An 18,951-nucleotide genomic window follows, 5' to 3' on the forward strand; every position below is an offset into this window, starting at 1 on the left:
GTTCAGGACCACCTCGCGTTCCCGGAGAGCTTTCCGGTGCCGGCTACTGATGGGTTCGGGGTGAAGTTTTTCGCGTAACCGGTGGGCCTGGCGGCAGAACTTCGTCACGGTGGTCTGACCGGCCAACGCGATCAGCCTGGTTTCATAGGCGGCGGCGAGAGCGGGGTCGGTGTCGGGCATGTCTGTGGCTTCTTCGACAACGGCCCAGGCATGGCGGCGTGAGAGTCTGCCGTCCTCTAACGCGTTCAACGTGGCCGGGTAGTGGCGGGTCAGCAGGGTGCTGTGTTCGACCAGGAACCCGGCGGTCCGCTCCGGCAGGTGCAACGTGGCGCCGATCTCGGCTGCGGCCAGGGTTTTCTCAAACCCGAAAGCCCCGCGGCCGCAACGGGTTTGCTCGGTTTGCAGGTCCAGGATCCGGGTAACCAGTTTCGCTTCCTGGGCATCGAGCCATGACCGCGCCTCGGCGACGTCATTCAACGCATCCAAGACCTGGGCAGAGTCAAGGCCGGCCGGGGCGGCGAGCCCGAGTTGGCCGGTCAGGGCGGGAGGTTCGTCGCTGGAGCGCACCCGCTCGCCGGGCACGAAGGCCATTCCCCAAAAATCCGATGCCTCATCATCCGCATCGGTCGAACCCGCAGCCTCAGCCTCCGACTCCGGCGGTTCAACAGTGGGTGCTGTCCACACCGCGTCCACGCCTAGCGGTCCCTCCGGACCATACCCAGCAGAAGACCCAACAGAAGCCCCGGAGGAAGACGCCGCAGAAGCGCCGGCGTGAGTTCCCGCAGTAGACCCCGTGGCCGTGTTCGCGGGCCCGCTGGTCGAGGCGGAATCCGCGCCGGATTCGGGAGGGATTCCCGATCCGGGAGCAGAAGCTGCACTGCTTTTCATACCCCAATTCCATCATCGAGCACCGACAGTATGAGGGGAAAATAGGGGGCCCGGAGAAAACTTTTTCGAAGTATTTTTGCAGGCTGATTCTTCGCGGCCAGCGTGATGTGTCGAGGTCATAGGGGCCAAGGCTATGCAGGTGAGGCGGGCCCCTCGTAGGTTCCGAAACCCTGAACTCATGAAAAAGCCGCCCGGCGTCGCTGGGCGGCTTTTCACGGGTTCAGCTAGCCGACGTGATCCCGCCAACTGTGCTGAGGATCGAAGCCGAGCACGCTGCGGGCATGATCAATGGACAGCAACGTCTCGTGCTCGCCCACGTCCTTGACCACCTCGACGTCCGGGAACACCTCGGCAGCGAGTGATGCGCTGGAGCGGCTCATCACCGTGTCAGCTGCGGCGATGATGAACGTGTCGAAGCCCGGCCCTGCGTTTTCCAACGCCCGTTGCACGGCCTGCGCGCCGTCGCGACCGTCAATGTACCCCCAGAGATTCCACTTCCGAGCCATAGCGTCGGCATCGAAAGAAGGGAACTTCGCATAATCCTCGGGGTCCATGACGTTCGAGAACCGCAGCGCGGTAATGCTCAACTCGGGATCCCACCGCGTCAGCTGGATCGCCATCTGCTCTTCTAGGTGTTTGACCAGCGAGTAGGTGCTTTCCGGCCGTGCGGTGTACTTCTCGTCGACGGGGATGTAGGGCGGGTCCTCGTCGAAGGGTAGCCCCAGTACGGTCTCGCTGGACGCGTACACAACCTTCTTGATTCCAGCCCGGCGGCAGGCCTGGAACACGTTGTAGGTGGCCGGCATGTTGTTGTGGAAGGTCGCAGCATCTGCGTAGATGCCGGGAGCGGGAATGGCCGCCAGATGAACGACGGCGTCGAAGCCGGTATGTTGATCGTCGACACCCATGAAGGCATCAATGACGTGTCCATAGTTGGTCAGGTCGATCTTCACGAAGCCAGGACCACGTTCCCCCTGCACGTCCATACCAATAACCTCATGCCCCGCGGCTCTCAGAACCGAGGTGACCGTGCGGCCCAATTTGCCGGTGGCACCGGTTACCGCGAGCCTCATACGGGCCGCTGCTCAGGCGAAACAGTTTTCGCCGGATCGGTCTCCGCCATCGAACCAACCGCATCGTCAATCTTGGCCATGACAGCAGCGTCGAGGGTCACTCCCGATGCCACAGCATTTGACTTGACCTGCTCAGGCTTCGACGCGCCGATGATCGCTGCAGCAACGTTCTTGTTTTGCAGCACCCAGGCGATAGCCAGTTGTGCCATGGTGAGCCCAACCTCATCGGCGATCGGCTGGAGCTTCTGCACTCCGGTGAGTGTCTCGTCGGACATCCACCGCTCGATCATGTTCGAGCCGCCCTTGTCATCAGCGGCCCGCGATCCTTCCTCAGGGGTGCCACCTGGCTGGTACTTGCCGGTCAACACGCCCTGCGCCACCGGTGACCAGACAATCTGGGACAACCCCAGCTCCTCGGACACGGGAACCACTTCCTCCTCAATGACCCGCCACAGCATCGAATACTGAGGTTGGTTGGAGATCAGCTGGAAGCCGAGTTCCTTGGCCAGCGCATGCCCGGCGCGGATCTGGCGGGCATCCCATTCGCTGACACCGATGTACAGGGCCTTGCCCTGGCGAACGATGTCCGCGAACGCCTGCATCGTCTCTTCCAGCGGCGTCTGGTAGTCGTAACGGTGCGCCTGGTACAAGTCCACATAGTCGGTCTGCAGGCGCTCCAGCGAACCGTTGATTGACTCCATGATGTGCTTACGGGAGAGCCCGACGTCGTTTGGCCCCTTCGGCCCGGTGGGCCCCCACACCTTGGTGAAGATCTCCAGAGACTGGCGCCGCTCGCCCTTCAGGGCTTCGCCGAGCACCGTTTCGGCGGCGGTGTTGGCGTACACATCTGCCGTGTCGAAACTGGTGATGCCCACATCCAGGGCTGCGCGCACACACTGGGTGGCGACGTCGTTCTCCACCTGCGATCCGTGGGTCAACCAGTTGCCGTAGGTGATTTCCGAGATCTTGAATCCACTGTTTCCGAGGTATCGATAGTCCATACATTCGATGCTAGGGCACCACTCGAGGAATGAGGTGGATCACACTGCAGTGTCGTTGCCTAAGGTGACGATTTGCGGCGCGGTGGCCAGACAGTGGCGAAGCTGACCGAGGCAAACAGGGCCAACCGGTACACTGAATTGTCTTTGTTTCACCACCACTGATTGAGGGATTTTGGTTAAGTTCACCGCGCGTCTAGCCACGGCCGAGGAGCGGGACAACTGGGACGCGTTGGTGACGTCGAACCCTAACGGGGGAAACATGCTCCAGTCGGCATCCTTCGCCGATGTGAAGTCTCAGCACGGCTGGACTCCCCGGTTCCTGGTCTTTGAAAGCGCCGAGTACACCACCTACAACCTGGTGATCGAAAAGCGGCTGCCTCTGCTGGGCGCCCTCTGGTATCTCATCAAGGGCCCTGACGTTGCCGATCCTGCCCATGTGCCGGCGGTGCTTGACGCTTGCCGGGACCTGGTCCGAACCGGGCGTCACAATGTGTTCGCAGTGAAGGTGGAGCCCGACATCCCTGCCGACGACGACGTCGACCGGCTGTTTCTCAACGCGGGCCTGATCAAAACCTTCGATCTGCAGCCCAACGACCACACTGCGATCCTGGACACCACCCCAGAACCGAACCAACTGCTGCGCAACCTGCATTCGCGCGGCCGCAACGCTGTACGTCGTGCCAGCCGTGAAGGCGTCGAAGTGCGCCGGATGGAACCCACTGACGAAAACTTTCGCCAGATGTACCAGCTGATGGCCCACATCGAGGATCGATCGGCCGCCAAGCTCCGCTCCTACCAGTACTACAGCCGGTTTTGGCGGAACTTCGCCGACGCTGGCCAGGGTCGCCTGTACTTCGTCTACGAAGATGGCAAACCCGCCGTTGGCGCGTTCGTCATCAACTACGGGCTCAAAGGCACTTACAAGGACGGCGGGTCCAAGCCCAAACGATCCCAGTATGGTGACTCCCATTTGGTGCAGTGGCAGGCGATCACTGACCTCAAGGAAGAGTTCGGGATAGTTGAATACGATTTCTGCGGCACTCCGCCCAGCGACCGGCTCAAGGACCCCACCCATCAGCACCATGGGTTGGGTCTGTTCAAGACCAGCTTCACCAAGACTGTGACGGACTTCGTCGGCTGTTATGACCTACCGCTCAGCGCGTGGAAGTATCGACTCTGGAACGTGATCGGCGAGAAGGTCGCTCGACAAATCTACTGGCGCCGACACCAGCAACCGTTCTACTAAACAAACACTCCCGCTCCCTGCGGGCGCACCGGATGAAGGGGTGAATTCCATGGGAGAGAAGACCGAGGCCGACGACGGCCGCAACCCCAACACCAACCCTGCGCCGGTAGCCGAACAGCTGCCGATCGTTCCCACCGCGGGGACCCCGGCCAGCGTTGCCCAGCCCGCAGCACGTCCGGTTCATTCGCTGCCCGGCACCCCTGGGGGCCCGGGATACGCAGGCCGCTCGGGATCGGCTGGCAAGCCTGGCAGGTCTTCCGGAGCCAAGCCCAAGTCCCGCCCACGTCCGGCAAATAACAAGCCGGATCGCAGGACCTACTCGACGCCCACCGATGCGCTGCCGACCACGCCCCGTTCGGTGCGCCCCGACCGCTCGAATGCCGCAGCCAGGAAGGTACTCCGCCGACTGGTGCAGGGGGAGACTCCGCCCACCCAGGCGATGAGCATCGTTGAACGGCTGGCTGGCAGCCCCTATGCCAATCCCACCATCCAGGTTTCCGGGCCGGACATCAACGCGCGACGAACCCTTGATTTCGCGCTGAGCCTGGCCGAAACGATGTTCCGGTACGGCGCCGGCGCCCTTGAGGTCGAAACCAGCATCATCGCGGTCACCGCAGCCTTTGGGCTGGACAACATTGAAGTGGACATCACCAACCAGTCGGTCATCCTGAACTATTCGGCCAAGGACCAGACCCCAGTCACCGTGCTGCGGGTGGTTCGTTCCTGGACCAATAACTACGCCGGCCTGCTGAAGGTGCATCAGTTGGTGACCGACGTCGTCAACGGCGGAACCTCGCGGATCGAAGCTGCAGCTCGGCTCGACGAGATCACCCACAAGCCGAAACCCTTTCCCCGGTGGATGGTGACGGCTGCCTTCGGTGTCTTCGGGGCTGCCATCGTGAGTTTCATTGGTGGCGGACCGTTGGAGTCGCTGATCAGCTTTGCCAGCTGCATCGGCGTCGACCTCCTCTTGCGTCAGTTGGGGAAGTGGCGGGTTCCTGAGTTCTTCTCGGTAGCTACCGCCTCGGGTATGGTCACGATCATCGCGATGTTCTTCTGGTGGCTCGATATCGGCATTGCGCCGTCGTTCGTGGTGGTGGGCGGAATCCTGCTATTGCTGCCGACTGGCCGGCTCGTCTCCGCAACCCAGGACGCGATCAACGGATTCCCGGTCACCGCGGCGGGCAGGTATCTATCAGCGTTCCTCGTGTTTGCCGCGATCATCTCCGGGATCGCCGTCGCGTTGGTCGTTGGCGCATTGGTGGGGGTGCCAGAGCTGGCGCTGACGACCGAAGGGTCAATGTATCCGCTGCCGGTGGCGGCAGCGCTGGTGCTGATCGCCGTCGCCATGATCGGAGTCGCAGAACAGACCGACATGAAACTCCTGCTCCCCACGGCCCTGATCGGTGTCACCGGTTTCCTGCTGTACTCGCTGGTGGTCAGCCTGGGCGTGGGCTACCGCCTAGCCCCGGCAATCGCCGCAGTGCTGATCGGGATGCTCGCGAGAATGGTGGCGTTGCGGATGGGCGCACCCCAGCTGGTCGTGGCAGTTCCGGCGGTCATGTTCCTCTACCCGGGCCTGATGGTGTTCAGGTCGATGTACGGCTTGACGATCGAAACCGAGCTGATTGGGGCTGGCACCAACAGCCTGTTCAATGCGTTGACGATCATTCTTGCCATTGCCGGCGGCGTGGTGCTGGGTGACAACCTCGCCCGTCCGCTGACCAAGGGAGTCAGCAGTAACGAACGCCGGAACCGGCGCCGGTAAGTCAGCGCAACTGCCAGTCCACCGGTTCGGCGCCCTGCTCCACCAGGAACGTGTTGACCCGGGTAAAGGGCCGGCTGCCGAAGAACCCTCGCGACGCCGACAGCGGGCTCGGGTGCACTGACTCGATCACCGGAGTGCTGCCGAGCAGGAGCTTGATCTGCTGGGCGTCCCTGCCCCACAGCACCGCAACCAGAGGTAGGTTTCTGGCAACCAGGGCTTCCACCGCTGTATCGGTCACTACGTCCCAGCCCAGTCTGCGGTGTGACGCCGCGCCGCCGGCCCGCACCGTCAGGACCCGGTTCAGCAGCAGCACTCCCTGCTCGGCCCACCCCGACAGGTCGCCGTGCGCAGGAACCGACGTGCCGGTGTCGGCAGCGAGTTCCCGATAGATATTGGCGAGGCTCCGTGGAAGCGGTCGGGTGCTTCCCGCTACCGAGAAGGACAGCCCGACGGCGTGCCCCGGCGTCGGGTACGGGTCCTGACCCAGGATCAGCACCTTGACCTGATCCATCGGGTAACTGAACGCCCGGAGGATGTGCTCGGCTGGCGGCAGGATCTCGTGTCCGCCGTCGACTTCCGTGCGGAGCCGATCGGCGAGCAGGTGCAGTTGCGGCTCGATCGGCGCCAGCGCGGCAGCCCAGGACGGATGAACGACGTCGGCCACCGGAACGGGGGCGGCGAACGGGAATTTCGAGCCGTCCCGGATCGGGGACGCCGTGGGGGAGGGGGCTGGCTCGGGGAAGAGGGCGCTCTGGTATTCGGACACCCTCCCATCCTTGTGCCCGAGCCCGCCAAATGACAACCGTGTTATTCCCAATTACCATGAAGGTCAACGGCAGCGTTCCACTAAGCTGCCTTCAACTAAGGGGCGATAGGCAGTGACTGATGCGGTGCGCGCTGACAGTGCGGTACACCCTGATCCGGAGGGTCACCGTCAGGCGTCTGTGCTGGGAGACCGCGAGCAGCAAATGCTCGCCCTTGAACGCCAGTGGTGGAAGTACTCAGGGGCCAAGGAACAAGCCATCCGCGAACTGTTCGACCTGTCGGCTACCCACTACTACCAAATCCTCAACGCCATGATCGACACCGAGGCAGCATTGGCTCACGATCCGATGCTGGTCAAGCGACTGCGTAGACTACGTACATCGCGTCAGCGCGCGCGCTCAGCCCGCCGCCTCGGCGCTGACATCTGAACGCTCCCGGCGAACCCTTTACAGCGCCAAAACCCAAGGATGACGCATAACTATGAGCCAGTACCCCCGGGACGAGTTCGACAAGATCCCTGAATCCGCATCGCGGCAGGGCGTTCACCGGGAAAGACTGGTTCCTCCGCGGTCCAGTGGGCTGGCGTTGAAAATCTTGGTTGGGGTACTCGCGCTCGCCGTCGGGCTGGCCGCCTACTTTATTCTTCCCCGTCTTGGCATTGGCCAGACGGAGTCATCCGCCAGCCAGACCACCACCGCGCCGGTCGCCGAGACCACCTCGAACGCGTCGCCTGCCCCGGCCGACGACGACGCTTCCGAGCCCGAGCCGACCCCGTCCAATCCGGCGACCCAAGCCCCAACAGGGGCTCCCACTGATGAGCCCACCGAGGCTGAACCCACTCCCAGCGAGGAACCGGCAGCGATCGACCGGGCCCAGGCAGTAAACGTCTACAACTCAACGGGCATCGGCGGATTGGCCAGTTCGGCAGCCGGCCGGGTCACGGCTGGTGGCTGGACTGTGGGCCAGATCGCAGACTGGGGCGGAGCGCCGCCCCAGACCTCAGTGATCTTCTACAACAACGCCTCCCAGCTTGCAGCGGCACAGGAAGTAGCCGGCATCCTCGGCATCCCCACCCTGGTCGAAACCACCGAAGTGTCTTCGAGCATCACAGTGGTTGTCGGCCCCGGATTCCAATAGGCATTGAGTAGGAGGCACGGTTCCGCGACGCACGAGTGGTCCGTGGTGCCATTTATGACTCGGTGGTGTACGGCGTCACCCGTGCCCAGTGGGAGGGTCTTCACTTGCACTCAGGCAGCCAGAGTGCTAATTATTGAGTTAGCACTCTAAGCCGCTGACTGCTAATTGTTGGCGGGGTTGGATGTGACAAGCACACCACTGTGGTGAGGGTCGTGGCGGGACGTAAAGAGATCGTCCTGCTGATACCCGTCCGTCGCGGGCACCGCAGCCGGTGAGCATAAGTTTGCTGATAAGCAGTACTGTCCCCGAAAGGACCTAAGCCACTATGGCCAAGATCATTTCTTTTGATGAAGAGGCACGCCGCGGCCTTGAGCGCGGACTCAACATCCTCGCCGACGCCGTCAAGGTAACGCTGGGCCCACGTGGCCGCAACGTCGTCCTGGAAAAGAAGTGGGGCGCCCCCACGATCACCAACGATGGTGTATCCATCGCCAAGGAGATCGAACTGGACGACCCGTTCGAAAAGATCGGCGCAGAGCTGGTTAAGGAAGTCGCCAAAAAGACTGACGACGTCGCCGGCGACGGTACCACCACCGCCACCGTCCTTGCACAGGCACTGGTCAAGGAAGGCCTGCGGAACGTTGCTGCTGGCGCCGATCCACTGAGCCTGAAGCGCGGCATCGAGAAGGCTGTTGAAGCCGTCACACGCGAGCTGCTGGCTTCCGCCAAGGAAATCGAAACCAAGGAAGAGATCGCTGCAACGGCTTCCATCTCTGCTGGTGACCAGCAAATCGGCGATCTGATCGCTGAAGCGCTGGACAAGGTCGGCAAAGAAGGCGTTATCACCGTTGAAGAATCCAACACCTTCGGCCTTGAGCTCGAGCTCACCGAGGGCATGCGGTTCGACAAGGGCTACATCTCCGGCTACTTCGTTACCGACGCAGAGCGCCAGGAAACGGTACTTGAAGATCCGTACATCCTGATCGTCAACTCCAAGATCTCCAACGTCAAGGACCTCGTAGCGGTTCTTGAGAAGGTCATGCAGTCAGGCAAGCCCCTGCTGATCATCGCCGAAGACATCGAAGGCGAAGCGCTGGCTACCCTGGTGGTCAACAAGATCCGTGGCACGTTCAAGTCGGTAGCCGTCAAGGCTCCAGGTTTCGGTGACCGCCGCAAGGCCCAGCTGGCTGACATCGCTATCCTCACCGGTGGCCAGGTTATCGCCGAAGAAGTTGGCCTCAAGCTTGAGAACGCCACCCTCGACCTCCTGGGTAGCGCACGCAAGGTTGTTGTCACCAAGGACGAGACCACCATCGTCGAAGGTGCAGGCAACGCCGAAGAGATCGCCGGACGCGTCAGCCAGATCCGCGCCGAGATCGAGAACTCCGACTCCGACTACGACCGCGAGAAGCTGCAGGAACGTCTAGCCAAGCTGGCCGGCGGCGTTGCAGTCATCAAGGCCGGAGCTGCAACCGAGGTTGAGCTCAAGGAGCGCAAGCACCGCATTGAGGACGCAGTCCGCAACGCCAAGGCAGCAGTCGAAGAGGGAATCGTCGCCGGTGGCGGCGTTGCTCTCATCCAGGCCGGCGCCAAGGCTTTCGCATCACTGCAGCTCGAAGGCGACGAGGCAACCGGCGCGAACATAGTTCGCGTTGCCATCGACGCTCCTCTGAAGCAGATCGCCTTCAACGCCGGCCTTGAGCCAGGCGTCGTTGTCGACAAGGTCCGCGGACTGCCTGCAGGCCACGGCCTGAACGCAGCAACCGGCGTGTACGAAGACCTGCTGGCAGCCGGAGTCAACGACCCCGTAAAGGTCACCCGCTCTGCACTGCAGAACGCGGCATCCATCGCTGGTCTGTTCCTCACCACCGAAGCCGTAGTAGCTGACAAGCCTGAAAAGGCTCCAGCCGGCGGCGGCGGCGGCGACGAAATGGGCGGCATGGGCGGTATGGGCGGCTTCTAGTCCCCACCGGCGAGGTGTCACCACCTCGCCTTGCTGAATCTGGAAGGACGGTACCCTCACGGGGTGCCGTCCTTCCGGCGTTAACCGGGAAGCTCGGCCTGCCGGTCACCGTGGGCAGGAGGGTAGTCCAGGCTCAGTACAGGAACATCCGCGCATTGCTCAGTTCGGCGTCGGCGTATTGCTGGGTGGCCACCGTCAGGGCATGATTGATCTCCGCCAACGACTCCTCTACCCGGGCCTGGGTGGCACGCCATTGAGCCACAGCCTGCTGGAAATTCGCGGCGGCCTGCCCCTTCCACAGCATCTCCAGTTCCAGCAGGCCCGCCTGCATCGTATTCACCTCGGACTGCAGCCGGCCGATGGTTCCCTGCACTTCGCTGCCCTTTGCAGCGAGTGCATCTGTGTCGACCTGAAAGTTTGCCATGTGCTTCCTCCTCATTGACGGCCACTCCCGGACCATTGCTGGTTAGCTTCGACCCTAGGCCGGACGCTCAGGGGTTCCGGGAGGGAAAGCCGGAAAAGTGGGCAGCGCCCATGCCTAAAAGGCTGTGGAGGAGGAGTCATCCGATTCGAGGGCGCTATACCGCAGCCGGATGGACAGGGTGGCTCCGCCGCCGGAGGTCTCCTCCAACCGCACAGAGCCGTCATGCTGGGCCACCAGGGCAGCAACAATCGCCAGCCCCAGGCCGGTGCCGCCGGTCTCGCGGTAGCGGGATGAGTCGGCGCGGTAGAACCGCTCGAAAACCCGCGCCGCGTCTTCCTCGGAGATACCCGGGCCGTGGTCCCTGACCTCGATCACCGAGTCCATCCGACCGTGGATCACCGGCGCCACACCAATCGCGACTTCGATCGGGGTGCCATCGGGGGTGTACCGCAAAGCATTGGTCATGAGGTTGGCCACGACCTGACGGAGCCTGGCCTCGTCCCCAACGGTTGGTGCCGAATGCGCAGGACCGCCGTCCAGACCAATGACGGTGATTTCACGATCAGGGGCAATCGCACGGGCATCGAGCGCTGCATCGTTGCCGAGAATGACCAGGTCCAGTGGTTCGGATTCCAGCGGGCGCTGTTCGTCGATCCTGGCGAGCGTCAGCAGGTCCTCAACCAGCTCACCCATCCGCTTGGCTTCACTTTCGATCCGGCCCATCGCCGCCCGCACGTCGTCGTCGTTCTGCAGCGCTCCGTGCCGGTACAGTTCCGAGAACCCTCTGATAGTTACGAGCGGGGTGCGCAGTTCGTGGGACGCGTCAGCGACGAAACGACGCATCTTGCGTTCGGATTCCGTTCGGGCCGAGAACGCTGTCTCGATATGGGCGAGCATGGCGTTGAGTGAACGCGACAACCTCCCCACCTCAGTGGCCGGCCGTTCCACCTCGACGCGTCGGGAAAGGTCGCCGGCGGCGATCGCCGCAGCAGTCCGTTCCACCCGACCCAGTGGCCTGAACTGACGGGTCACGGCAACGAAGGCGATACCGCTGGCCACCATCGTCGCCCCGAGGCCGACGAAGAAGATGATCTGCCCGGCCTCCTCCAGTGATTTGTTGACCGTAGCCAGGCTCGAAGCAATGGCCACGCTGCCCTGGCCGTTGCTCAGTGCATAGAGCTTCACCCGCCAACCGGGGCTGCCGGGAGCGCTCCCTGGCACCGTAAAGCCCTTCTGCTCCCGGGCGGACACTTCCTCGACCGGAATTTCGGGGATGACCGGGAAGTCCGCCGATTCCTCGGACAGGGTTCCCCTGAGCTTCTGGCCGTCCACGTCCCTGAGCTCGCCATAGAACCGTAGCAAGGTTCCATCGGTGGCACCGTCGGGAAGGATGTTTTGCGCCACGGCGTCGGCGTTGGCCCGGATATCCAGATCCATTTGCTCAATCAGGCTGCCGCGCAGCATCGAGACCGTGACAATGCCGGTAATCGCAACAGTGACCACCATGAGCAGAGTCATGGTGGCCACCAGTTGGGTGCGCAGCGATGCGGCTTTCCACCGATCAATCACGTGGGCCGGCACCTACCGCTTGTCAGAGGTACGCAGCAGATAGCCGACGCCCCTCTTGGTCTGGATCAGGGCCACCGCGTCAGGGTTCTTGTCGATCTTGCGCCGCAGATAGGAGATGTAGGACTCGACAATCGAGGCATCCCCGTTGAAGTCGTACTCCCACACATGATCGAGGATCTGGGCCTTTGAGAGCACCCGGTTAGGGTTCATCATCAGGTAGCGCAGCAGCTTGAACTCGGTGGGGGAGAGATCGATGACCTCACCCGCCCGGCGTACCTCGTGGGCGTCGTCGTCGAGCTCCAGATCGTCCACGCGGATCACGGCGTCGTCATCGTCCATGGGCTGGGTGCGGCGGAGGACGGCACGGATCCGGGCCACCACCTCATCGAGGCTGAACGGTTTGGTGACGTAATCGTCGCCGCCCACGGTCAGCCCGGTGACCTTATCGTCGGTGTCGTCTCGAGCGGTGAGGAACACAACGGGGAAGTGCCGTCCGGCGGCACGAAGCCGGCGGGTCACTGTGAAACCATCCATGTCCGGCAACATGACATCGAGTACTGCCAGGTCGGGGTTATGGGTCTCGGCAGCGGCCAGCGCTTCGCGGCCGTTGGCGGCAGCGACGACGTCGAAACCCGCGAAACGCAGGGAGGTGGAGAGGAGCTCACGAATGTTTGGCTCGTCATCCACTACGAGGAGTTTTGCTTCAGGTCCAGTCTTTTTCACAGTTCCCAGTATCCTCCCAGACACTGGGAGTTGTCTGGATAGTGCGTGAAAGCTTCCCGTATGTCAGCCCTGAGGAATGTCCGCGGCGTCCATGATCCGGTAGGCATAGCCCTGCTCGGCCAGGAACCGTTGCCGTTTTGCGGCGAAGTCCTGGTCAATCGTGTCCCGCGCGACCACGGTGTAGAACCTTGCGGCCCGACCATCGGCCTTGGGGCGCAGCAGGCGACCCAGTCGTTGAGCTTCCTCCTGCCGGGATCCAAAGGACCCGGACACCTGGATGGCGACCGAGGCCTCGGGGAGGTCGATGGAAAAGTTGGCTACCTTCGACACCACAAGAGTGTGGATTTCCCCGTTGCGGAACTCGCCAAACAGCCGCTGCCGTTCCTTCACGGAAGTGTCCCCCTTGATCACCGGGGCATTCAGGCGCTCGCCGAGCTCGTCCAACTGGTCGATGTACTGGCCGATCACCAGCAGCTGCTCGCCCTGGTGCGAGGCGACCAGCTTTTCGACCACGCCGCTCTTGGTCTCCGACGTGGCGCACAGGCGGTACTTGTCGCCGTCCTCGGCCATCGCGTAGGCAACCCGCTCGTCGCGCGGCAGATCCACTCGCACCTCCACACAGTCGGCCGGCGCGATGTAGCCCTGCGCCTCGATGTCCTTCCAGGGGGCGTCATAGCGTTTGGGGCCGATGAGGGAGAACACTTCGCCCTCCCGGCCATCCTCCCTGACCAGGGTCGCGGTCAGGCCGAGTCGGCGTCGTGCCTGCAGATCGGCTGTCATGCGGAAGATTGGGGCAGGCAACAGGTGCACCTCGTCATAGACGATCAGCCCCCAGTCATTCGCGTCGAGGAGTTCGAGGTGCGGGTAGAGTCCACCCCGCCGCAACGTCAGCACCTGATAGGTGGCTATGGTGACCGGCCGAATCTCCTTGACCGCGCCCGAGTACTCACCGATCTCGTCCTCGGTCAGGGACGTGCGCTTCAGCAGCTCATCCTTCCACTGGCGGGCGGAGACGGTGTTGGTGACCAGGATCAACGTGGTGGTCTGGGAGGTCGCCATCGCTGCAGCGCCCACCAGGGTTTTGCCCGCACCGCAGGGGAGTACGACGACGCCCGAGCCGCCCGACCAGAAGTTTTCCATGGCCAGCTTCTGATAGGGGCGCAGCGTCCACCCGTCCTCGAGCAGGGCGATGGGGTGGGGTTTGCCATCCACATAGCCGGCAAAGTCCTCCGCCGGCCAGCCCAGCTTCAGAAGCAACTGTTTGAGCTGACCGCGCTGGGAGGAGTGCACCACCACCGTTTCTCCGTCGATACGCGGGCCCAGCAGGGGCTGGATCTTCTTGGCGTGCAGCACCTCTTCAAGGACCGGGTAGTCGTTGGTGCGCAGGACCAGCCCATGCTGGTCGTCCTTCTCAAGGCGGAGCCGTCCGTACCGTGACATGGTCTCTTCAATGTCCACCAGCAGTGCGTGGGGTACCGGGAACCGTGAGTATTTCAGCAGGGTGTCGAGGACATGCTCGGCGTCGAGCCCTGCCGCACGGGCATTCCACAGCCCGAGCGGAGTCAGCCGATAGCTGTGGACGTGTTCAGGGGCGCGTTCCAGCTCAGCGAACGCCGCGATCGCGTGCCGTGCTTCGGTGGATTGTTCGTGGTCCACCTCAAGCAGGATGGTTTTGTCGCTTTGGACGATCAGCGGGCCGTCAGGCATCAGTTACTGCCCCTTCATCGATGGAAAGTAGTTCAACGTCCATGATCCGGTGGATCGAGACGACTTTTTCGACCTCGTTGGCCGGGTCAATGACCCGGACCCTGCCGCCGGATACTGATAGTGGAACAAGGACCTGCCGGGTGGAATTCCCCTGGCTGTCGGCGAACCCGAGCCGGACCGGGCGTCGCAGCCGGATTGCCTTGCGGAGGGTCTCGAGCCCCAGCAGGGTGTCACTCTCAGTGGTCGACATTCCGTCCGCAGGCGCCACCCCGGCACCGCGAAGTACTGCCACCTGGTTGGCGATGTCCTCCGATGAGAGGGTCCAGGGGTTCAACGTCACCCGCGACGACGCCGCCGTCACGCTTCCCGGCCCGCCTGCGGGGCCGGACCGTCCGGGACTGGATGGCACAGCCAAGCCCTCGAGGGCGGGGGCGTACCCGAGGTCACGCAGGACCGCCGCGAGCTCCGGCCCGGACGCCTGGGAAATCACGACTGTCGGCGCGAGCTGCACCAGGCCAAGTGCTGCGGCCCGGGGATCGGTCAGGAGGGCTGAAAGCGCCGCATCATCGTCGCTGCGAACATAGCTGCTGGCCCTGCCCACCCGGAGGCGGCCGTATCTCGACGCGGTGTCGTCGACCAGGTACTTCAACGGCTGTGGAACGTCGGTGGCCGAATGGCGTGCCAGGAACGACAGAATCGTCGAGGCATCCTGGCCGTCGTCGAATGCGCGGCGCAGCGACTCCGCCGAGAACCGGTAGATGCTGGCTGGCCCCTGGCCCTCGGGGGTGGAGAGGAGGGCCAACTCGGTGGCGACCTCGGGCTCGAGATATCCGGGGGCAACAGCGGTCAGGTCTGCCTGCAACATGAAGTGCCGCAGCGGGGCGGGCAGGGCGCCGCGCAGGACGGCGGCGGCGTCGTCGTGCCTGCCGGCTGCGGTCAGGGAGCCTAGCTCAGTCAATGCGCCGGACCCCATCAGGCCAAGGCGGGACGCCTCCGTGAGCATGCCCGGAACCAGCCGGGCAAAGCGCCGCTGCAGGCGCGGCTGGCTCCACGTAAGCCACTCGACGACGTCGCGGGTCTGCAATACGGCCGACATGGCGCCGTCAATAGGGTGCCCGCTGGCGTCGTCGCTGAGGGCAGCCAGCGCCGCCAGCATCCGGGACCGGATGTGGGGGGCGTCGGGTCGGCCGGCCTCGGCCGCCAAAGCGTTCACCGTGGCACCGGCGGTGAGCTGGGTTCCTACCAACGACGGCGCGCGTTGCGCATCCAGCCACGTGGTCGCCAGACGGTGCCACTGCTCCACCCGGTCCTGCGCCAGCCAGAGAGTGCCTGGTTCAATGCGCCAACGGGAGGTGTCGACGTCGAGTACCAGCAGGCCGGCGAGGGCCGCGAGCTCCACCAGCCAGGCAGCCTGCTCGGTGTCGACCCGCAGGGCATCGGCGAGCCGCCGGATTTCCCGGACGCCCACCCCGCCGGACCGCAACGTGGTGATCGGGGAAACCTCGACGGCTGCGACGAGGTCGGTGACCAGACGGAGGGTTTCGGCGACCGCGCTGTGCGCGGCGTTATCCCGCAGACTGTTCCGGATGGTTCGAAGCTCGGGAACCGGGGGGTCACAGCGCAGCTGCTCGATGATGGAATGACCACGCGCGGCCCGTCCCACGGCGCGGGGGAGCTCAACATGGCTCGCATCCAGGCGGGCGAGGAGCCCGTGGGTGAGTAACCACTGAATCGGTGAACCCGGGTCCTCAGCGCTCACCGGGGACGCACCGACCGCCGAGACACTGAATTTGCCGAGCAGGTCACTGGTGCGTTCGGGTGCCAGGGACAGCAGGGCCTCCCAGCCGGCGGGAGTCGAAACGACGTCGTGGAGGACCTCGGCTGCGGCGTCGGCTGTGGTGGCCTCGCCGATCTCCAGCCCGAGTTCGCGGAGCCGGTCGACGCCGACGGGCAGCTGTTTGGCGTACCCGGGGAGAAGCCGGACCAGCTGGGTGATCTCCCGGCCCAGCCCGGCAGGGTAGGGGCCCAGGGCCTCGGTCAGGGAGGCAACGGGAAGGTAGAACCGGCGGTTCTGGTCGGCGGCCGGGGCCTCCGGCGGGGCCGGGGCGCGGCGGAGCAGAGCGAGCGCATGTAAATGGGCCAGGAATCCGTCCAGGACCTTCACGGTCGACCCCTTGATGTCCGACCGGAGCCAGGCCGCGGTGGTGCTTTGCCCGGTGTCACCATGAGTTGAAAGCTGCACGGCAGTGAGCACGTCCAGCTGGGGTTCGCTCAGGTTTTCCAGCGCCCGCTGGACGCTGACCCGGGTGGAAGCGCGGGCGGCGAGGGCGGCGAAATCGGGGACCGGTGGGAGAACGAGGTCCGGGCGCGCTGTGAGAAGGTCACGGAGCCGTGCGTCGCTGCGTGCAGCCAAATCGGTGGCCAGATCGCGGATAGCGGACATTATGACAACGTTACCCCGTTTGCCTGTGCTCGCCCCGCCCGATCGCCCGGTGGGAGCCCGCGGCAGGAGCTGGAGTCAGGCCCGCCTGCGGGTCCGAATTCCCGAGATCACCATGAGGATCATGAGGATAAAGGCCACCGGAAGGCAGATGTAGGCTCCGGCAACAAAGCCTGGCCACACGGTGCCCTGGAAAAAGGCAGTGATCAGCACGGCAGTAAGCGAAAGCAAGCCGATGATCGCCAGGGCCACGGCTGTCACCATCAGGATCAGGCGCGGCAGGTTCCGCTCCGGAGTGCTGGATCCGTGGTCTGGAAGGGGGCGGGGTGAGGTATTTGCCATAACGCTAACAGCGTACAAGGTGTGCCCCTTTCATGAAGCACACTGGTAGAGAGGATATTCTGGAAGGCAGAGACTTTCCCGACGAGACGCTGGCCCCGCCGCAAGGACATGGGCACCAGATCCTTTTCCAAGGATCGGCACGGTCACAGCAGTGTCCGACGCAGCACCTACAGAACGAGGTAACGACGTGCCTATTGGCAAGGTCAAGTGGTTTGACGCTGAAAAGGGTTTTGGTTTCCTGGCTACCGACGACGGCCAGGAGGTCTTCCTTCATGCCTCGGCGCTACCCGCAGGAGTGACCGAGGTGAAGGTGGGCACCAAACTGGAGTTCGGCGTCGCCGACGGCCGCAAGGGACTTCAGGCGCTCTCCGCCCGCATCCTCGAGGCGCCGGCCTCGGTTGCGAAGGCAACACGTAAAAGCGCCGATGATATGGCCGTGATCACCGAGGACCTCATCAAGTTGCTCGACGACGTCTCCAATGGGCTGCGCCGTGGCCGGTACCCCGACAAGTCGCACGCCGGCAAGGTCGCAGCGGTCCTCCGCGCGGTCGCGGACGATCTGGACGCGTAGGCCAGATCGTGGATTCAGACCTGGAAATCGTCGCTCATTCAGCGGACGTCGCTGACCCGGCGATCGCGGAGGCGGCCGACGACGCAGTGGTTCCGCCGAAACGTCGTGCACCCCGGAAACCGTCCAAGCCCGACGCTCTATTGGCAGATGCTGTGGAATTCGCGCGAAACGGTGTGAACGAGATTGCCGAGCAGGGGCAGGTCGGCACCCATGTGGGCGCCTATCCCGACGCCGAACGGGTGGTGACCCACCGGTTCGAAGCCCACCTGCCCGGCTACGGCGGCTGGCACTGGTTTGCCACCCTGGCCCGGGTACCCCGCGGTAAGGAACCGACGATCTCCGAGGTTGGCCTGCTGCCGTCCGAGACGTCATTGCTGTCCCCACCCTGGATTCCCTGGGCCGAGCGGGTACGCCCCGAGGACTCCGCCAAGGACGAATCAGTTTCCCCTGACGCTGCTGGAGGAGAATAAGCAGTTGACTCACGGTAGTTGCGGACGAGGCCGAGCGGAACTCACCTGATGGGGATGTTCCGCTCGCTGCATATCCATAACTACCGGGTCTGGTTTTTCGGAGCACTGGTCTCCAACATCGGCACCTGGATGCAACGCACCGCCCAGGACTGGCTGGTGTATGACATCCTCACCGATCAGGATGCAGCAGCCATGGGCATTGTCATGGCGCTCCAGCTCGGCCCCCAACTGCTCGTCGCCCCCTGGGCAGGTCTGATCGCAGACTCGGTGGACCGGCGGAAACTACTGATTATCACCCAGCTCTCGATGGCGGCACTCGGCGTCGGACTCGGGCTGATGGTGGTGCTCGGGGTGGCCGAACTCTGGCATGTGTACGCCTTTGCCCTCGCCCTCGGATTCGTTTCCGCGGTCGACGCGCCAGCACGGCAGACATTCGTCTCCGAATTGGTCAGGGACGACTATCTCCCCAACGCAGTCGCTTTGAATAGCGCCTCTTTCAACGGTGCGCGGATGGTTGGCCCAGCGGTGGCGGGTCTGCTCACCGTGGCGGTGGGCCCCGGCTGGGTATTTATGATCAACGCGCTCACGTTCGGCGCCATGATCTTTGTGCTGATGACCATCAGACGGTCCGAGTTGCGAGTCCTGGAGAAGTCTCCGCCGGGCAAGGGCCGGATTCGGGAGGGCTTCAGATATGTGCGTAACCGGCCCGACCTGATGATGGTGATGCTCGCGATCTTCATCGTCGGCACCTTTGGACTCAACTTTGCCGTCTACATCGCGGCGATGGCACGCACCGAGTTCAACAGTGGCGCCGGAGTGTTCGGCGTGCTGTCATCGGTGATGGCCGTCGGCTCGGTAGCGGGC

At 63.7% G+C, this 18,951-nt stretch carries 18 protein-coding genes; 8 read left to right on the forward strand and 10 right to left on the reverse strand.

Translation table 11 applies throughout. From position 1 onward, the window contains the following. From K728_RS19775 to K728_RS0116400, 3 genes are all read right to left on the reverse strand, one after another. The coding region (locus tag K728_RS19775) for a DUF222 domain-containing protein (protein ID WP_237742069.1) at positions 1 to 684 on the reverse strand (684 nt) is incomplete at its 3' end. A 428-nt stretch (positions 685 to 1,112) separates the two neighbouring features. After that, on the reverse strand, positions 1,113 to 1,961 hold the full coding sequence (locus K728_RS0116395; RefSeq protein ID WP_019483814.1) for an NAD-dependent epimerase/dehydratase family protein: 849 nt from the start codon (positions 1,959 to 1,961) through the stop codon (positions 1,113 to 1,115). After that, the gene (locus K728_RS0116400; RefSeq protein ID WP_024477364.1) at positions 1,958 to 2,962 is read right to left on the reverse strand and encodes an aldo/keto reductase family protein; all 1,005 of its coding nucleotides are present in this window, start codon (positions 2,960 to 2,962) and stop codon (positions 1,958 to 1,960) included. The genes K728_RS0116395 and K728_RS0116400 overlap by 4 nt, the downstream gene beginning before the upstream one ends. Before the next feature lie 172 nt (positions 2,963 to 3,134). Here K728_RS0116400 and K728_RS0116405 point away from each other — a divergent pair, with 172 nt between their 5' ends. Both K728_RS0116405 and K728_RS0116410 read left to right on the forward strand, forming a co-directional pair. Then, on the forward strand, positions 3,135 to 4,208 hold the full coding sequence (locus K728_RS0116405; protein WP_024477365.1) for a lipid II:glycine glycyltransferase FemX: 1,074 nt from the start codon (positions 3,135 to 3,137) through the stop codon (positions 4,206 to 4,208). 49 nt (positions 4,209 to 4,257) lie between these two features. Beyond that, positions 4,258 to 5,976 carry a threonine/serine ThrE exporter family protein gene (locus K728_RS0116410; RefSeq protein WP_019483817.1) on the forward strand — a complete coding sequence of 573 codons (1,719 nt, stop codon included), beginning with the start codon at positions 4,258 to 4,260 and terminating at the stop codon, positions 5,974 to 5,976. A gap of 1 nt (position 5,977) precedes the next feature. Here the strand turns inward: K728_RS0116410 and K728_RS0116415 are convergent, their stop codons facing one another. Next, positions 5,978 to 6,742 (reverse strand): uracil-DNA glycosylase, encoded by a 765-nt coding sequence (locus K728_RS0116415; RefSeq protein WP_024477366.1) that lies wholly within the window; start codon positions 6,740 to 6,742, stop codon positions 5,978 to 5,980. Between the two features lie 124 nt (positions 6,743 to 6,866). Between K728_RS0116415 and K728_RS0116420 the strand changes: the two genes are divergently transcribed. The 3 genes from K728_RS0116420 (at position 6,867) to groL (ending at position 9,841) form a co-directional block, all read left to right on the forward strand. Continuing rightward, on the forward strand, positions 6,867 to 7,169 hold the full coding sequence (locus K728_RS0116420; protein ID WP_050995015.1) for a DUF3263 domain-containing protein: 303 nt from the start codon (positions 6,867 to 6,869) through the stop codon (positions 7,167 to 7,169). Positions 7,170 to 7,221: 52 nt separating this feature from the next. Beyond that, on the forward strand, positions 7,222 to 7,878 hold the full coding sequence (locus K728_RS0116425; protein WP_024477367.1) for a LytR C-terminal domain-containing protein: 657 nt from the start codon (positions 7,222 to 7,224) through the stop codon (positions 7,876 to 7,878). A 325-nt stretch (positions 7,879 to 8,203) separates the two neighbouring features. Further along, the gene (groL, locus tag K728_RS0116430) at positions 8,204 to 9,841 is read left to right on the forward strand and encodes a chaperonin GroEL (protein WP_019483821.1); all 1,638 of its coding nucleotides are present in this window, start codon (positions 8,204 to 8,206) and stop codon (positions 9,839 to 9,841) included. A gap of 133 nt (positions 9,842 to 9,974) precedes the next feature. Here the strand turns inward: groL and K728_RS0116435 are convergent, their stop codons facing one another. From K728_RS0116435 to K728_RS0116460, 6 genes are all read right to left on the reverse strand, one after another. Next, positions 9,975 to 10,265, reverse strand: a complete 291-nt coding sequence (locus K728_RS0116435) for a WXG100 family type VII secretion target (protein ID WP_019483822.1) — start codon at positions 10,263 to 10,265, stop codon at positions 9,975 to 9,977. 114 nt (positions 10,266 to 10,379) lie between these two features. Beyond that, positions 10,380 to 11,834, reverse strand: coding sequence for a sensor histidine kinase (locus K728_RS0116440; RefSeq protein WP_024477368.1), 1,455 nt, complete (start codon positions 11,832 to 11,834; stop codon positions 10,380 to 10,382). Between the two features lie 12 nt (positions 11,835 to 11,846). Next, on the reverse strand, positions 11,847 to 12,557 hold the full coding sequence (locus K728_RS0116445) for a response regulator transcription factor (RefSeq protein ID WP_019483824.1): 711 nt from the start codon (positions 12,555 to 12,557) through the stop codon (positions 11,847 to 11,849). 63 nt (positions 12,558 to 12,620) lie between these two features. Beyond that, positions 12,621 to 14,264, reverse strand: a complete 1,644-nt coding sequence (locus K728_RS0116450; protein WP_024477369.1) for a DNA repair helicase XPB — start codon at positions 14,262 to 14,264, stop codon at positions 12,621 to 12,623. Then, the gene (locus K728_RS0116455; protein WP_024477370.1) at positions 14,257 to 16,707 is read right to left on the reverse strand and encodes a helicase-associated domain-containing protein; all 2,451 of its coding nucleotides are present in this window, start codon (positions 16,705 to 16,707) and stop codon (positions 14,257 to 14,259) included. The genes K728_RS0116450 and K728_RS0116455 overlap by 8 nt, the downstream gene beginning before the upstream one ends. Before the next feature lie 75 nt (positions 16,708 to 16,782). Beyond that, a complete protein-coding gene (locus K728_RS0116460) occupies positions 16,783 to 17,064 on the reverse strand; it encodes a hypothetical protein (protein ID WP_193353947.1) in 282 nt (93 codons plus the stop codon). A gap of 169 nt (positions 17,065 to 17,233) precedes the next feature. On the opposite strand from K728_RS0116460, the gene K728_RS0116465 reads away from it, so the two are divergent. The 3 genes from K728_RS0116465 to K728_RS0116475 all read left to right on the forward strand — a co-directional run. After that, positions 17,234 to 17,617, forward strand: coding sequence for a cold-shock protein (locus tag K728_RS0116465; RefSeq protein WP_019483828.1), 384 nt, complete (start codon positions 17,234 to 17,236; stop codon positions 17,615 to 17,617). An 8-nt stretch (positions 17,618 to 17,625) separates the two neighbouring features. Then, positions 17,626 to 18,087 carry a DUF3027 domain-containing protein gene (locus K728_RS19780; protein WP_024477372.1) on the forward strand — a complete coding sequence of 154 codons (462 nt, stop codon included), beginning with the start codon at positions 17,626 to 17,628 and terminating at the stop codon, positions 18,085 to 18,087. Between the two features lie 48 nt (positions 18,088 to 18,135). Continuing rightward, positions 18,136 to 18,951 (forward strand): MFS transporter (locus K728_RS0116475; protein WP_024477373.1); only part of this gene is annotated, 816 nt, incomplete at its 3' end.

Origin of the sequence: Arthrobacter sp. CAL618 (genome assembly GCF_000468215.1) — a bacterium.
Lineage (GTDB): Bacteria > Actinomycetota > Actinomycetes > Actinomycetales > Micrococcaceae > Arthrobacter_D.

Excerpts from the sequence above, each read along its gene's own strand:
- K728_RS0116395 (WP_019483814.1), bottom strand. The coding sequence starts at position 1,961 with ATGAGGCTCGCGGTAACCGGTGCCACCGGCAAATTGGGCCGCACGGTC.
- K728_RS0116400 (WP_024477364.1), bottom strand. The coding sequence starts at position 2,962 with ATGGACTATCGATACCTCGGAAACAGTGGATTCAAGATCTCGGAAATC.
- K728_RS0116410 (WP_019483817.1), top strand. The coding sequence starts at position 4,258 with ATGGGAGAGAAGACCGAGGCCGACGACGGCCGCAACCCCAACACCAAC.
- K728_RS0116425 (WP_024477367.1), top strand. The coding sequence starts at position 7,222 with ATGAGCCAGTACCCCCGGGACGAGTTCGACAAGATCCCTGAATCCGCA.
- groL (WP_019483821.1), top strand. The coding sequence starts at position 8,204 with ATGGCCAAGATCATTTCTTTTGATGAAGAGGCACGCCGCGGCCTTGAG.
- K728_RS0116435 (WP_019483822.1), bottom strand. The coding sequence starts at position 10,265 with ATGGCAAACTTTCAGGTCGACACAGATGCACTCGCTGCAAAGGGCAGC.
- K728_RS0116450 (WP_024477369.1), bottom strand. The coding sequence starts at position 14,264 with ATGCCTGACGGCCCGCTGATCGTCCAAAGCGACAAAACCATCCTGCTT.
- K728_RS0116455 (WP_024477370.1), bottom strand. The coding sequence starts at position 16,707 with ATGTCCGCTATCCGCGATCTGGCCACCGATTTGGCTGCACGCAGCGAC.